Genomic DNA, 14,765 nt, shown 5'->3' with positions numbered 1-14,765 from the left:
TGGTGGCGATGGCGAAGAGGTCACACCCGTTCCCATACCGAACACGGAAGTTAAGCTCTTCAGCGCCGATGGTAATTGGGGGCTTCCCCCTGTGAGAGTAGGACGCTGCCAGGCTAACCAAAGAGACGAAATCATTCGTCTCTTTTTTTGTCATTAGATGATGTCGTTCATCTCATTTCCCACTTTTCACTTCCCGCCTCTAATTTCCGGAAAGACAGACACAAAAAATTGGAAAAACACATACATTTTAAATACACGCAAATGTTTTTAAAAAAGGACGTATAGAAGGCATAAAATTCGGCAAGAATGGGAATATGGAGGTGGAAGAAATGAGTTCATCACATACATCAGGGGAAATGTGTTTAATATGTGAAGAAACAAAAGAAAACGGCATTCATATTCTTCATCAATTTATTTGTCAGGAATGTGAAGAAAAAATTGTTGCAGCAGAACCAAACGATCCATATTATCAATTTTATCTCCAACAATTACGGAAATTAAAATTAGTGAATTCTACATTATAAAAACAGGTGAGAATGCCTGTTTTTTATTTTTTCTATGTTAAAATAAATAAAAGTACATTAAAGGATTTTAAACCATGTCTAGTAAAACACCAATTTATGATGCATTGGTCCGGCATAGCGAAAAATCGCGCTGGTCTTTTCATGTCCCCGGTCATAAAAATGGAAAAATCGGGATTGGTCAACATTTTTCATCTATTTTGCCGCTTGACCTTACAGAGCTGACAGGGCTTGATGATTTGCATGAAGCTACAGGTATCATCGATGAGGCACAACGATTAACGGCTTTATTCTATGGGGCCAATCATAGTTATTTTTTAGTCGGTGGGAGTACAGCAGGGAATCTCGTCATGTTGTTATCCGCCTTTCAAGAAGGCGACGCCGTGCTTGTGCAGCGCAACTGCCATAAGTCGATTATTAACGGCCTTCATTTAGCGAAATTGCGCCCTGTGTTTATCACTCCTCAAATTGATCCTATCGGCAAATTTGCAACGGGTGTTACATTATCCACTGTAGAAAAAGCGTTTCAACAATATCCAGAAGTAAAAGGGCTTGTTTTAACTAATCCCAACTATTATGGAATGTCAATGGACTTATCACAGATTGTCCAATTCATGCATTTGAAAGGACTGCCTGTTTTAGTGGATGAAGCACACGGAGCCCATTTTGGCATTGATGATCGGTTTCCAACATCGGCTTTGTCTTATGGCGCTGATCTTGTTGTACAATCGGCACATAAAACGTTGCCCGCGATGACGATGGGGTCTTACCTACATAGCAACAGCTCCATTATAGATGAGGAGAAAATCAAATATTATTTACAGGCCGTTCAATCGAGTTCGCCTTCTTATCCTATTATGGCTTCCCTTGATCTGGCAAGGGCCTATTTAGAAAGTTTAACGGAACAGCGGATTTCGAGGATTTTATCGCAAATTTCGAGTTTTCGTCAGGGGTTAAATGATTTTCCTCAGATTAAAGTGGTAGGGGCTTCTTGCAATTGCCAAATGGATCCGTTAAAAATTACGGTACAAAGCCGATGCTGCCTCTCGGGCTACCAGCTGCAAGAAAGACTGGAGGCGTCTGGCATTTTTACCGAGCTTGCTGATCCGTACAATGTTCTTTTTGTTATGCCGCTCGGGGAAATTAGCCAAATGGATGTGCTTCTTCAAACGATAAAGAGTATTTTAGCGAATGAACGAGTAATAGAAATCGATTGCTTGAAGACAAATTCGAGCGAAACGATCAGCATGTTAGAGCTGTCTTATCAAGAGATGTTAAGCAGAAAATCAGTTGACCGCCCGATAGCCGAGGCAAAAGGGGATATAGCGGCTGAGTCCGTTATCCCTTATCCGCCAGGAGTTCCATTGATTGTTAAAGGGGAACGAATTACGAAAGAGATGATTGATACGTATCATCACTTGCTTAAAATGGGGGCCCGTTTTCAAGGCTGTCATCATGGTCAATTAAAAGTTTATATTTAAAAGTAAGGAAGATTGCGACGTGAGAGGATTATTTATTACACTTGAAGGTCCTGATGGTTCAGGGAAATCAACACAAATCAAAAAACTTGCCCATTATTTTGAAGAGAAAAACGTTCCATATGTCATAACACACGAACCGGGTGGGACGCCAATTAGTGACAGAATTCGTTCTCTTCTTTTAGATCCAGCGCATAAAGAAATGGCGGATGAGACCGAAATTTTATTATACGCTGCCTCACGGGCACAGCACGTTAAAGAAAAAATCATGCCGGCGTTAGCGGAAGGGCGGATGGTCCTCTGTGACAGGTTTGTTGATGCTTCCATCGCTTATCAAGGGTATGGATTGGGTGCGGCGATTGAGACCGTAAAAATGATTAATAGGTTTGCGACTGGCGGACTCGTTCCGGATCGTACATACTTAATCGATATTTCCCCAGAAGAAGGACGAAAACGGATGATCAACAGAAATTCAAGAAGCGGCCTTGATCGAATTGAACAAAAACAATTGGAATATCACGAAAATGTGCGGGCAGGATTTCTTCAATTATATAAGCAATCGGAAGAGAGAATTCTTCTGATCGATGGGGCTAGGCCGGTAGAAGACGTTTTTCAAACGATTCGGGAGGATGTTGACAGACTGATAACGAACTTTAAGTAAAAAACGAGGAGGGCTTTTTTATGAAAATGGTTATAGCAGTTGTACAAGATAAGGATAGTAACCGTCTGGCGGATGCGCTTGTCAAGCATCAGTTCCGCGCAACAAAACTTGCCTCAACGGGAGGATTTTTAAAGGCTGGGAATACGACGTTTATGATTGGCGTCGAAGACCACAGGGTGGATGATGTGCTTGAAATCATTAAGGAAAATTGCCAGAGCCGGGATCAACTTGTTGCCCCAGTATCGCCTATGGGTGGCAATGCCGATGCTTATGTGCCTTATCCTGTTGAAGTAAAAGTAGGCGGTGCAACTGTATTTGTTCTCCCCGTTTTAAACTTTCAACAATTTTAATTTTGATAAACGTAAAGCACTTTTTAAGAGAAGGAGGGAAATCATGGGCTGGGAAGAATTGCGTAAAAAACAACCGAGAGTCGTTAAAACATTAACCAATAGCCTTAAAAAAAATCGCCTGGCTCATGCTTATGTATTTGAAGGGGGCAATGGCACGGGAAAAATGGAAACGGCTTTAATGCTTGCGCGGGCATTTTTATGTCGTGAAAAAAATGGGGTTTCTCCCTGCGGCGAGTGTTCTGACTGCAAAAGGATCGATTCTGGAAACCATCCGGATGTCCATATCGTCTCGCCGGAAGGTCAGTCGATTAAAATCGACCAAATTCGCGGGTTGCAAAAAGAATTCTCCTATCACGGTATGGAGTCAGAGAAAAAAGTCTATATCGTTGAACATGCTGATAAAATGACCGTCCAGGCGGCAAACAGCCTGTTGAAATTTCTTGAGGAACCTACATCGCCAACCATTGCCTGTATTTTAACCGAACAAGTGCACCGATTGCTTGACACGATTCTTTCCCGTTCCCAGGTACTGTCCTTTTCTCCACTGCCACCTGATCTATTAGTGGAAGCATTAACAGAAGAAGGCATCTCTCTTCCACTGGCGAAAATAACAGCTGCGCTAACAAATGATAAGTCGAAAGCGCACGAAATTTGCCGTGAAGAGTGGTTTGCACAAGCTCGTGACAAAGTGATACAATTGACTGAAGGGCTGAGAAACCGTCCTAACCATGTTCTTGTCACACTACAGGAAAATTGGTTGTCTCTTTTTAAGGAAAAAAATCAGCTCGACATCTTTTTAAGCCTATTATTGATCTGGTATAAAGATCTTTTATTTATACAGCTTTCAGAGCCGGACAAACTTATTTTCATTGATCAGGAGGATCGGTTAAAGGAACAGGCGCTACAAAATTCACAGAAACGCCTTAGTGAGAAGATGCTCGCAATTTTGACTGCCAAGCAGCGTCTAGGGGCAAATGTGAACCCCCAGGCTTTAATGGAACAGTTAGTGCTACGATTACGGGAGGGATAAAAGTCTGTGTATGAAGTAGTCGGTGTCCGCTTTAAGAAAGCGGGTAAAATATATTATTTCGATCCCGGGGATCTCGAAATAGAAAAAGACACCTTTGTCATTGTTGAAACAGCAAGAGGAATTGAATACGGAAAAGTTGTCATTGCAAAAAAGCAAGTAGAGGAGCAGGATGTTGTTCTCCCTTTAAAAAAAGTCGTGCGCAATGCCAATCAAAAGGACATGCTAACTGTAGAGGAAAATAAAGCAGCTGCAGAGCACGCGTTTGAATTATGTACGGCGAAAATCGAAGAACACAAGCTTGAAATGAAATTGGTCGATGTGGAATATACGTTTGATCGAAATAAAGTTATTTTTTATTTCACGGCCGATGGAAGAATCGACTTTCGCGAACTCGTGAAAGATCTTGCTTCCATCTTTCGAACACGTATTGAACTCAGGCAAATTGGAGTTCGGGATGAAGCGAAGATGCTTGGCGGAATTGGCCCATGTGGGAGGATGCTTTGCTGCTCCACGTTTTTAGGAGATTTTGAGCCGGTTTCGATTAAAATGGCAAAAGATCAAAATTTATCATTAAACCCGGCCAAAATTTCCGGTTTATGCGGCCGTTTAATGTGTTGTTTAAAATATGAAAATGATTATTACGAGACTGTCAAAAAAGAACTACCTGACATTGGCGAAGCAATCGCCACACCTCATGGAAAAGGTCGTGTTGTGGGGTTGAATATGCTTGAGAAGCTTGTTCAAGTTGAGTTAACGGAACTGGAGAAAATAACAGAATACACACTGGATGAGCTTGTAAATATGGATGAATTATATACACAAGCTACAGAATAATGAGGTGGATGGCACGTGGAGAAAGATCAAATTTTTTCCCAGGTGACCCATATGGAACAACAACTAGCCGAGTTAACCGAGCAACTCGGGTCTTTGAAATCACACCTGGCTGCATTACTTGAAGAAAACTACCATTTAAAAATGGAAAATTATAATTTAAGGAAGGCTTTAAAGAAAGAGGATAAGCCTGCGCATACCGATGAACAAAAGCCGACAAAAGAGAAAGAAGGGGCGGATATCGGAGAAGGATACGATAATCTTGCCCGTCTTTACCAGGAAGGGTTTCATATTTGCAACATTTTTTACGGAAGTGTGCGAACCGAAGGGGATTGTATGCTTTGTGTAGAGTTTTTAAATAAAAGGTAGGAGTCTTTCCAAGAATTTTGTTGGAAAGGCTTTTATTTTAAAGAATTGGGTGTTGAAATGGAAATTGAGTTAAAAGATGATGAGCGTCTAGATTACTTAGTCGATCCACAGTTAAAAATCATCCAAAGCCCGTCTGTTTTTTCCTTTTCGCTTGATGCCGTTTTGTTAAGCCGGTTTGCTTATGTCCCGATCCAAAAAGGGAACATTATCGATTTATGTGCAGGAAACGGAGCGGTTGGATTATTATTAAGCCAGCGCTCAAAAGCGCACGTTACCATGGTGGAAATTCAAAAGCGTCTAAGCGATATGGCCCAAAGGAGCGTTGCCCTTAACGGATTAGAGGAACAAATGAAAGTGGTAAACGGCAATATTATTGATATGCCAGAGCTTCTCGGTCACGGGAGATTTGATACGGTAACATGTAACCCTCCTTATTTTCGGGCGGTCAATAAAAGGGATTATAATGAAAATGAACATCTGGCCATCGCCCGCCACGAAATTTATTGTACGCTTGAAGACGTTATTTCCGTAAGCAGTCAATTGTTAAAGCAAGGAGGAAAAGCTGCCTTCGTCCACCGCCCCAATCGTTTAATGGATATTCTCGCACTTATGAGGAAATACCGAATCGAGCCGAAAAGACTTCAACTGGTTTATCCGAAGTCAGGCGAGGAAGCCAATATGCTCTTAGTGGAAGGGATGAAGGATGGAAAACCTGATTTGCACTTACTGCCGCCACTCACCGTTTATAAAGAAAATGGCGAATATACATCTGAACTGAAGAAGGTTTTTTATGGACAGTAACCATTTTGTTTATATTCTCCAATGTAAAGATGGCACGTATTACACGGGTTATACAAATAATGTCGAAAAACGGGTGATGATGCATCAAGCGGGAAAAGGGGCAAAATATACAAGAGGGAGAACGCCGGTCAAACTTGTTTTTCAAAAGCGATTTCCAACAAAAGAAGAAGCAATGAGTGCGGAATATCAAATTAAGCGATTTTCTAGAGAACAAAAAGAGTTGTTAATTCAAGAAGGAAGTGGCACGTATGTGGCAACAAAAAAGCTATGAGTCTGATCATCCATCCGGGGTACTCTATCTTGTCCCAACACCGATCGGCAATTTAGAAGATATGACATTTCGGGCCGTCCGAACGTTGAAAGAAGTAGACAAAATTGCGGCGGAAGATACACGGCAAACGAAAAAATTGTTAAATCATTTTGATATCCATACACCGTTAGTCAGCTATCATGATCATAATAAAACAACAAGCGGAAATAAAATCATTCAAGCGTTAAATGAAGGGAAAAACATTGCCCTTGTTTCTGATGCAGGGATGCCGGCCATTTCCGATCCAGGGTATGAGCTAGTGGTACAGTGTGTTGCTGAAAAAATTCCCGTCGTTCCCCTTCCGGGAGCCAATGCTGCTTTGCCTGCCCTTGTCGCTTCTGGACTTCCGAACGATAGTTTTTACTTTTACGGCTTTCTGCCAAGAGGAAAAAAGGAAAAAAAGGAACAGCTTACCCATTTGGCCAATCTCCCCTTTACGCTTATTTTTTATGAAGCGCCGCATCGGTTGAAAGAAACCCTTCAATTCATGCATGACCACTTAGGTGATCGACACGTTTGCATTGCGCGAGAATTGACGAAGAAGTATGAAGAAATAATTCGTGGAACGTTGAGTGAAGCTTTATCGTGGTGCAAAGATTCGGAAGTGCGAGGCGAATTTTGCCTTATCGTAGAAGGAAATAAGGACGCTGCCAGCTGGCAAGAAGAAGAATGGTGGAGGCATTTATCGATTGTGGAACATGTCGAACATTATATGAAAGAAAAGGGCTTAACAAGCAAGGAAGCAATCAAACAAGTGGCAAACGACCGTCAATTACCAAAACGTGAAGTTTACAACACTTTTCATATTGAAGAAAAATAAAAAAAACGAAGTGGTTCATCCACTTCGTTTTTGGCTATTATTTATTAGCCGTTTGAAGGTATTTTTGAAGTTCATTCATTACTTCGCGAGCGCCTTCAGGGCTAAGAATGATTTTTCCGCCTGCAATTGTATAGTTATCGTCGGATACTTCCCCAGTAACAGCACAAGTCATGTTTGGTTTATACTTTTTAAGGATAATGCGGTCATCATCAACGTAAATTTCCAATGCGTCTTTTTCTGCAATACCAAGAGTTCGGCGCAATTCGATCGGAATAACGACACGTCCTAATTCATCAACTTTACGAACAATACCAGTAGATTTCATAATTTATTCTCCTCCTAAGTGAATTAAAAAATTTTTATCTCTAAAGTATAAAATCGTCGGAATTCGACAAGTGCTTTAATGTTTTTATCATAACAATATTTCCAAAAGCAGTCAACAGAAAAGCTTGTAATTTATTTACCCGGTTAAAGCACATGTTAATCCTGCAATGTTAATAAAAAATTGGTTTCATTATTATTACAACTCTTCAAAATAATCACTGGGAATTGTGTAATCCTAAAATTATGACAAAGTTCGACAAAATCATGTTTAGAATTTACTAATCTTGACATACATTTGTCTCTTTAGGTATATTTTGAAGGAAGATGGGTGCATAATGAAACTATTTATATAAAGTTTTTTCGAATGGTTTTTGTATTTTATGTCCTAAATTGAACATTTTTTTACACAATTTGAAGTTAAAGTTCACGACTACTCGGCTGAACGCCGAGTTTTCTACTAAACATACATATTAAGGGAGGTTTAATGATGGGAGAGAAGACGTTTTATATCACAACCCCGATTTATTATCCGAGCGGGAAGCTTCATATCGGACATGCTTATACGACGGTGGCTGGCGATGCGATGGCCCGTTATAAACGATTAAAAGGCTTTGACGTGATGTATTTGACAGGTACGGACGAGCATGGGCAAAAAATTCAACAAAAAGCAGAAGAAAAAGGGGTTTCTCCAAAAGAATACGTCGACGAGATTGTTTCGGGGATAAAAGAGTTATGGAAAAAACTTGACATTTCTTATGATGACTTTATTCGAACAACAGAAGAACGGCATAAGACGGTCGTTGAAAAAATTTTTAAACAGCTGGTCGACCAGGGGGACATTTACCTTGGCGAATACGAAGGCTGGTATTGTACGCCGTGTGAATCTTTTTTTACTGAACATCAGTTAGTCAACGGCAATTGCCCGGATTGTGGACGTGAAGTGAAAAGGGTGAAAGAAGAAAGCTATTTCTTTAAAATGAGCAAATATGCCGATCGCCTTTTGCAGTTTTACGAGGAGAACCCGGATTTCATCCAGCCTGAATCCCGCAAAAATGAAATGATTAATAATTTTATTAAACCGGGGTTAGAAGATTTAGCCGTTTCACGTACCTCTTTTGACTGGGGAGTGAAAGTTCCGGACAACCCTAAACATGTGGTCTACGTATGGATTGATGCCCTCTCCAATTATATTACCGCTCTGGGTTACGGGACCGAAAACGATGAAAAATATAAAACGTATTGGCCGGCAGATGTTCATCTCGTCGGAAAAGAAATTGTCCGGTTCCACACCATTTATTGGCCGATTATGCTCATGGCGCTTGATTTGCCGCTTCCGAAAAAGGTGTTTGCCCACGGCTGGTTGCTTATGAAAGATGGAAAAATGTCGAAATCTAAAGGAAATGTCGTCGATCCGGATACATTAATCGACCGATACGGCTTAGATGCACTAAGGTATTATTTACTCAGGGAAGTGCCTTTTGGTTCTGATGGCGTATTTACACCGGAAAGTTTTATCGACCGGATCAACCATGACCTGGCGAATGACCTCGGCAATCTTGTCAATCGTACGGTAGCGATGATTAACAAATATTTCGATGGAATGATTCCTGCTTATGAAGGAAATGTAACGAAATTCGACCAATCACTTGTTGAATTTGCAGGCGAAAGCATTCGGAAAACAGAGGCTGCGCTTGAGGACATGGAGTTTTCTGTAGCGCTTAGTTCCATCTGGCAGCTCGTGAGCCGAACAAACAAATATATTGATGAAACAGAGCCATGGGTGCTGGCAAAAGATGAAAATCGAAAAAATGAGCTAGCCTCTGTTATGTATCATTTAGCGGAGACCATTCGGATTATTTCTGTCCTGATTCAACCGTTTATGACCAATGCCCCGAAAAAGATCTGGGAACAGCTCGGCGTTCACGATAAACAGTTGATGTCATGGGATAGCATATACGAATTCGGCCAATTGCCAAAAGGGACAAACGTGCAAAAAGGAGCCCCTATCTTCCCACGGTTTGAGACGGAAGTAGAAGTCCAATATATAAAAGATTCAATGGGTGCCAAAAGCCAGGCTGCTCCTCAAGTAAAGATAGAAAAAGAGGAAACCGAAGAAATTACGATTGATGATTTTATGAAAGTCGATCTCCGTGTGGCGGAAGTTGTCGAAGCGGAGCCGGTGAAAAAGGCGAATAAGTTGTTAAAATTACAACTTGATTTAGGGTTCGAACGTCGCCAGGTGGTTTCTGGTATTGCAAATTATTACAAACCAGAGGAATTAGTCGGTAAAAAAGTAATTTGTGTAACAAATTTGAAACCTGTGAAACTTCGAGGAGAACTGTCGGAAGGGATGATTTTAGCCGGTTCAACAGATGGCCAATTAACGCTAGCTACTGTCGATCAAAGCCTCCCGAACGGTGCGAAAGTTAAGTAAAAAAAGCGGGGAATCCCCGCTTTTTTTCTGTAATATTACAAATCCCCTGTAACGAAAGTGTAATTGAATTGTTAACCAAAGAGCTTATCATACTATGTTAAACTTTTAATCATATTTAGGAGGAAAGTCTCATGTTTGATACACATGCCCATTTAAATGCAGTCCAATTTCAAGAAGACGTTGAAGAAGTTATTGAGAGAGCATTGGCAGAAGGCGTTGAACATATCGTTGTCGTCGGATTTGATACGGAAACGATTCATGGAGCAATCAAGCTGGCTGAGAATTATGATTTTATTTATGCGGCTGTAGGCTGGCATCCTGTTGATGCGATCGATATGCGTGATGAGGATTTAAATTGGATTGAAGAATTAGCGAGCCATCCGAAAGTGGTTGCGCTTGGAGAAATGGGACTTGACTACCATTGGGATAAATCACCGAAAGAAGTTCAAAAAGAAGTTTTTCGCCGTCAAATACGGCTCGCAAAAAAAGTCAACTTGCCAATTATTATACATAATCGTGAGGCAACAAAAGATGTCGTTGATATTTTGCGGGAAGAAGGAGCAAAGGAAGTCGGCGGAATCATGCATTGTTTCAGCGGCAGCCTGGAAGTGGCGAAAGAATGCATGGACATGAACTTTTATATTTCTTTCGGAGGGCCGGTTACTTTTAAAAATGCGAAAAAACCGAAAGAAGTAGCAAAAGAAGTACCTATCGACCGCTTATTGATCGAAACCGATTGTCCGTATTTAAGCCCGCATCCTTTTCGCGGAAAGCGAAATGAGCCGTCTTACGTGAAGTATGTAGCAGAAGCGCTGGCTGAGTTGAAAGAAATGCCGGTAGAACAATTAATTGAAAAAACATCCGAAAACGCCAAACGGTTATTCGGCATTACTCGATAAAAGGTATTCCTATTTTTTATTCAAATCCAAAAAGAAGGAAGGGGGGATCCGAAAAAAGCAACTACATTTATTCTATAAGGGGGATTGATCATATGTTCAGCAACATAAGGGGGGTTTTTTCACGGTATGTGCGAAAAAAGTTACTTATGTCGACTGCAGCATGTATGGTGTTAGGGATAACAACAGGATTTGTAAGCTATGAAACTACGAAAAACGATGTGACCATTATCGTTGATGGGAAAGAGCATAAGGTACGTTCGCACGCCGATCGTGTAAAGGAATTGCTTCAAGAAAACGACATTCATGTCGACAAACATGATGTTCTAAAGCCTGGATTAAACACGCGTGTCAAAGATAATTTAAAGGTGACGTACATTCCTGCTAAAGAAGTTCATCTTAAAATCAATGATAAAGAAAAAACATATTGGACGACGAAAAAAACGGTTGAAGATTTTTTAAAGGAAACTGATTTGGATCTCAACCAACATGACCAAATTTCGCCCGGATTAAACACGGCTATTGCCAATGGGCAAACCATTACCCTAAAGCCTGCGTACTCCATTCAATTATCCGTCGGCGGGAAAAAAGCGAAACAAGTTTGGACCACTTCGACTACGGTCGCTGACTTTTTGAAACAACAAAATGTAAAAGTAGGAGATCTAGATAAAGTAAAGCCTGGCATGAATTCGTCATTAAAAGACGACATGAAGGTAAATGTCATCAAAGTAGAAAAGGTCATCGATGTAGTGGAAGAAGATTTGCCTTTCGATACGGTCACGAAGAAAGACCATTCCTTAACGAAAGGAAACAAAAAAGTCGTGAGGTCCGGCAAAAAAGGCCGGGTGGCAAAGCGTTATGAGGTCGTACTTGAAAACGGGAAAGAAGTTTCCCGAAAGCTTGTGAAAAAGAAAAAGCTTTCAGACAGTAAAGATAAAGTTATTGCTGTCGGAACAAAAGAGAGCCGCGATTTACCGGTTGTTTCACGTGGAAAATCGCATGCATCTTCCGGCCGGGAGTTTTATGTTGAAAGTACCGCATATACCGCCAATTGTGCTGGCTGTTCAGGGAGAACGTCAACAGGCTTTAATTTAAAAGCCAATCCAAATGCGAAGGTTATTGCCGTCGATCCCGGGCTTATCCCGCTTGGAAGTAAAGTATATGTAGAAGGCTACGGCTATGCTATCGCGTCCGATACGGGCGGAGCCATTCACGGGAAGAGAATCGATGTATTTGTTTCTTCCAACGCAAAAGCCAACCAGTGGGGACGTCGGACAGTCAAAATAAAAATTATCGATTAATGATTGTACAGGGGACTTATTCCTCTGTACTTTTTATTTTGCGAGCCGTTTAGCTGCTGTTTAGGTTATACTAACTTTTAGACGTCAAAACAAGACAAAAGGTTTCACTATTTTTGGAGGAAAAAATGAAAATTAAAGAAATTATCGTTGTAGAAGGAAAATGTGATACAATCGCCGTCAAGCGGGCGGTTGAGGCTGATACACTCGAAACGAACGGATCAGAAATCAGCCAGGCAACGATTGAACGAATCAAGCTAGCCCATGAAAAACGTGGCGTTATCGTTTTTACAGATCCCGATTTCCCCGGTGAACGCATTCGGAAGATTATTTCCCAAAGCGTTCCTGGCGTCCAACATGCTTTTCTGCCAAAAAAAGAAGCGATTGCCATCAATAATAAAGGTGTAGGGGTCGAGCATGCGTCAATAGAGGCGATTCGTGAAGCGTTAATGAATGTTAAAAAAGAGTATGTGGCCGATGAAGAAGTTATCTCATGGAATGACTTAGTATCGGCAGGTTTAATTGGCGGAAAACACGCCAAAGAAAGACGGGAAAAACTCGGGTTGCTTTTAAAAATTGGCTATATGAACGGAAAACAGTTATACAAACGGCTTAAAATGTTTCAAATAACTGATGAAGAATTTGCACATGCGATGAAACAAATTTTGCAGGAGGAACAATCATGACAAGAGACATTTCCACTCCTCAAACGACGAAAGAGATTATCGAGAAACATGGGTTTACCTTTAAAAAAAGTTTAGGTCAAAATTTTTTAATCGACAAGAATATTTTAGCGAACATTGTAAAAGCCGCTAACCTGACATCCGAATCCGGCGTTATTGAGATCGGTCCCGGGATTGGCGCATTGACAGAGCATATTGCGAGAAATGCGAAAAAAGTCGTTGCGTTTGAAATCGATCAGCGCCTCTTGCCAATTTTACAGGAAACACTTGCGCCATACAGCCATGTTAAAGTCGTCCATTCGGATATATTGGAAGCCGATGTTCACTCAATAATGGAAAAAGAATTTAAGAACATTCAAGACATTATGGTCGTTGCGAATCTACCTTACTATGTGACGACGCCCATTATTATGAAACTGTTAACGGATAAGCTGCCGATACGTGGGATTGTTTGTATGATTCAAAAAGAGGTGGCTGATCGATTGGCAGCAGAGCCAGGAACGAAGGATTACAACTCGTTATCGATTGCTGTTCAATATTATGCCACTGCTGAAACGGTATTAAAAGTGCCAAAGACGGTCTTTATCCCGCCGCCAAATGTCGATTCGGCGGTCATCCGGTTAAATTTAAGGGAGGAGCCACCCGTTCATGTTGAGGACGAGGCCTTCTTCTTTAAAGTAATTCGAGCCTCATTTGCCCAGCGCCGAAAAACGTTGTGGAATAATTTGCTGAACAATTTGATCGCAAAAGAAAAGCGGGAAGAATTAGAAGAAGCATTAAAAAGTGCCGGAATCGATCCAAAGCGAAGAGGCGAAACGCTAACGATCGAGGAATTTGCCAGGCTTTCAGATCGGCTCCTTCCGCTTGTGAAATAATATCATGTTTCTCCCCTTTGCTTCATATCTTTTAAAGATAAAGAATCCATTGAGACGAATACTTGCAATAGGGGGAGTAAAATGAAACTTGAAATTGGAGCCATTGTTGCAAGAACTTCTTATAAATGCGATTTGCTTTTTCGAATCATTGGCTTTAATGAAGATAAAACAATCGCGGAGCTCGCCGGGGAAGAAATGCGTCTTTTGGCAGATGCCCCTGTTGAAGATTTAGTGCAAATGAACGCAAGACAGCAAGATGAATTACGGAAAGCGGCACAGGAAAAAGTGGAATCTTCATATAAATTATTTCGCCAGGATTGTTTTTTGCTCAGGCAAAAACGGGAATACCTATCGACAAATGGGTATGAATACGATCAATCCTATTTTGAGCTCCCGGGGCGTGTGCTCCATGTTGATGGAGATCCGTTATATTTAAATAAATGTTTGGATCTTTATAAGCGATTTGGTGTTCCGGTTTACGGCATTCATATGAAAGAACCGGAAATGCCTGAGCGTGTCCCTTTTTTATTGGATGAAGTGCGCCCGGATATTCTGGTGATTACCGGCCATGATGCTTATTTAAAGAGCAAAGGGCTGATGTCAGATATTAACGCATACCGGCATACGAAGTTTTTTGTTCGGACGGTTCGCGAAATACGAAGGAACAATCCGCATCTTGATCATTTAGTCATCTTTGCAGGCGCCTGCCAATCCCATTTCGAATCGTTAATCAAAGCAGGGGCGAATTTTGCTAGTTCTCCTGCTAGAATCAATATTCATGCGCTAGATCCTGTATACGTTGTTTCTAAAATAAGCTTAACGTCGTTTATGGACCGGATCAATGTCATGGATGTTCTTCGCAACACGCTGACAGGCCGGGAAGGATTGGGCGGAGTCGAAACGACGGGCTTTTTACGAACGGGAATGCCAATTAAAAATTATGTCGATTATTAAATCCATCCAACATTAATTGGATGGATTTTTACATAATTTTGTAAAGTTGTTACATACTAAAGTGGAACAAATAATTTTTTATCATTGACAGTTTACGTTTGTCGCTGATATAATTTAAATTTTATTTTGA

At 41.0% G+C, this 14,765-nt stretch carries 17 protein-coding genes and 1 rRNA gene; 17 read left to right on the top strand and 1 reads right to left on the bottom strand.

What is annotated here, in order from left to right; translation table 11 throughout:
- The 11 genes from rrf to rsmI form a co-directional block, all read left to right on the top strand.
- Nucleotides 1–114 (top strand): 5S ribosomal RNA (gene rrf / locus H538_RS0113925); the annotation flags it as partial.
- Nucleotides 115–329: 215 nt separating this feature from the next.
- Nucleotides 330–524, top strand: a complete 195-nt coding sequence (locus tag H538_RS0113920; protein ID WP_026678139.1) for a sigma factor G inhibitor Gin — start codon at nt 330–332, stop codon at nt 522–524.
- 74 nt (nt 525–598) lie between these two features.
- Nucleotides 599–2,002, top strand: a complete 1,404-nt coding sequence (locus H538_RS0113915; RefSeq protein ID WP_026678138.1) for an aminotransferase class I/II-fold pyridoxal phosphate-dependent enzyme — start codon at nt 599–601, stop codon at nt 2,000–2,002.
- 19 nt (nt 2,003–2,021) lie between these two features.
- Nucleotides 2,022–2,660, top strand: a complete 639-nt coding sequence (tmk, locus tag H538_RS0113910) for a dTMP kinase (RefSeq protein ID WP_026678137.1) — start codon at nt 2,022–2,024, stop codon at nt 2,658–2,660.
- A gap of 20 nt (nt 2,661–2,680) precedes the next feature.
- Nucleotides 2,681–3,010: a cyclic-di-AMP receptor gene (locus tag H538_RS0113905; RefSeq protein WP_026678136.1), complete on the top strand. Its 330-nt coding sequence runs from the start codon at nt 2,681–2,683 to the stop codon at nt 3,008–3,010.
- 43 nt (nt 3,011–3,053) lie between these two features.
- Entirely contained in the window at nt 3,054–4,040 is a 987-nt protein-coding gene (gene holB, locus H538_RS0113900) for a DNA polymerase III subunit delta' (protein ID WP_026678135.1), read from the top strand.
- Nucleotides 4,041–4,046: 6 nt separating this feature from the next.
- Nucleotides 4,047–4,874 (top strand): PSP1 domain-containing protein, encoded by an 828-nt coding sequence (locus tag H538_RS0113895; protein WP_026678134.1) that lies wholly within the window; start codon nt 4,047–4,049, stop codon nt 4,872–4,874.
- A gap of 15 nt (nt 4,875–4,889) precedes the next feature.
- Nucleotides 4,890–5,240: a DNA replication initiation control protein YabA gene (gene yabA / locus H538_RS0113890; protein WP_026678133.1), complete on the top strand. Its 351-nt coding sequence runs from the start codon at nt 4,890–4,892 to the stop codon at nt 5,238–5,240.
- Between the two features lie 57 nt (nt 5,241–5,297).
- Nucleotides 5,298–6,041 (top strand): tRNA1(Val) (adenine(37)-N6)-methyltransferase, encoded by a 744-nt coding sequence (locus H538_RS0113885; protein ID WP_026678132.1) that lies wholly within the window; start codon nt 5,298–5,300, stop codon nt 6,039–6,041.
- On the top strand, nt 6,031–6,312 hold the full coding sequence (locus tag H538_RS0113880) for a GIY-YIG nuclease family protein (protein ID WP_026678131.1): 282 nt from the start codon (nt 6,031–6,033) through the stop codon (nt 6,310–6,312). The genes H538_RS0113885 and H538_RS0113880 overlap by 11 nt, the downstream gene beginning before the upstream one ends.
- Nucleotides 6,290–7,171, top strand: coding sequence for a 16S rRNA (cytidine(1402)-2'-O)-methyltransferase (gene rsmI / locus H538_RS0113875; RefSeq protein WP_026678130.1), 882 nt, complete (start codon nt 6,290–6,292; stop codon nt 7,169–7,171). Before H538_RS0113880 ends, rsmI begins: the two co-directional genes overlap by 23 nt.
- Before the next feature lie 37 nt (nt 7,172–7,208).
- Here the strand turns inward: rsmI and abrB are convergent, their stop codons facing one another.
- Entirely contained in the window at nt 7,209–7,496 is a 288-nt protein-coding gene (abrB, locus tag H538_RS0113870; protein WP_026678129.1) for a transition state genes transcriptional regulator AbrB, read from the bottom strand.
- A gap of 486 nt (nt 7,497–7,982) precedes the next feature.
- Between abrB and metG the strand changes: the two genes are divergently transcribed.
- From metG to yabG, 6 genes are all read left to right on the top strand, one after another.
- Nucleotides 7,983–9,929 carry a methionine--tRNA ligase gene (gene metG / locus H538_RS0113865; RefSeq protein ID WP_026678128.1) on the top strand — a complete coding sequence of 649 codons (1,947 nt, stop codon included), beginning with the start codon at nt 7,983–7,985 and terminating at the stop codon, nt 9,927–9,929.
- Between the two features lie 131 nt (nt 9,930–10,060).
- Nucleotides 10,061–10,828: a TatD family hydrolase gene (locus H538_RS0113860; protein ID WP_026678127.1), complete on the top strand. Its 768-nt coding sequence runs from the start codon at nt 10,061–10,063 to the stop codon at nt 10,826–10,828.
- Between the two features lie 92 nt (nt 10,829–10,920).
- On the top strand, nt 10,921–12,126 hold the full coding sequence (locus H538_RS0113855; protein WP_035350925.1) for a resuscitation-promoting factor: 1,206 nt from the start codon (nt 10,921–10,923) through the stop codon (nt 12,124–12,126).
- A 125-nt stretch (nt 12,127–12,251) separates the two neighbouring features.
- Complete coding sequence (gene rnmV, locus H538_RS0113850) at nt 12,252–12,809, top strand: ribonuclease M5 (protein ID WP_026678125.1); 558 nt, start codon at nt 12,252–12,254, stop codon at nt 12,807–12,809.
- Nucleotides 12,806–13,681, top strand: a complete 876-nt coding sequence (gene rsmA / locus H538_RS0113845; RefSeq protein ID WP_026678124.1) for a 16S rRNA (adenine(1518)-N(6)/adenine(1519)-N(6))-dimethyltransferase RsmA — start codon at nt 12,806–12,808, stop codon at nt 13,679–13,681. Before rnmV ends, rsmA begins: the two co-directional genes overlap by 4 nt.
- 81 nt (nt 13,682–13,762) lie before the next feature.
- Nucleotides 13,763–14,635 (top strand): sporulation peptidase YabG, encoded by an 873-nt coding sequence (yabG, locus tag H538_RS0113840; RefSeq protein WP_026678123.1) that lies wholly within the window; start codon nt 13,763–13,765, stop codon nt 14,633–14,635.
- The last annotated feature ends 130 nt before the right edge of the window (nt 14,636–14,765 follow it).

It is taken from the genome of Fictibacillus gelatini DSM 15865 (assembly GCF_000430745.1).
Lineage (GTDB): Bacteria > Bacillota > Bacilli > Bacillales > Fictibacillaceae > Fictibacillus_A > Fictibacillus_A gelatini.
This window is presented reverse-complemented; position numbering and strand designations above follow the sequence as displayed.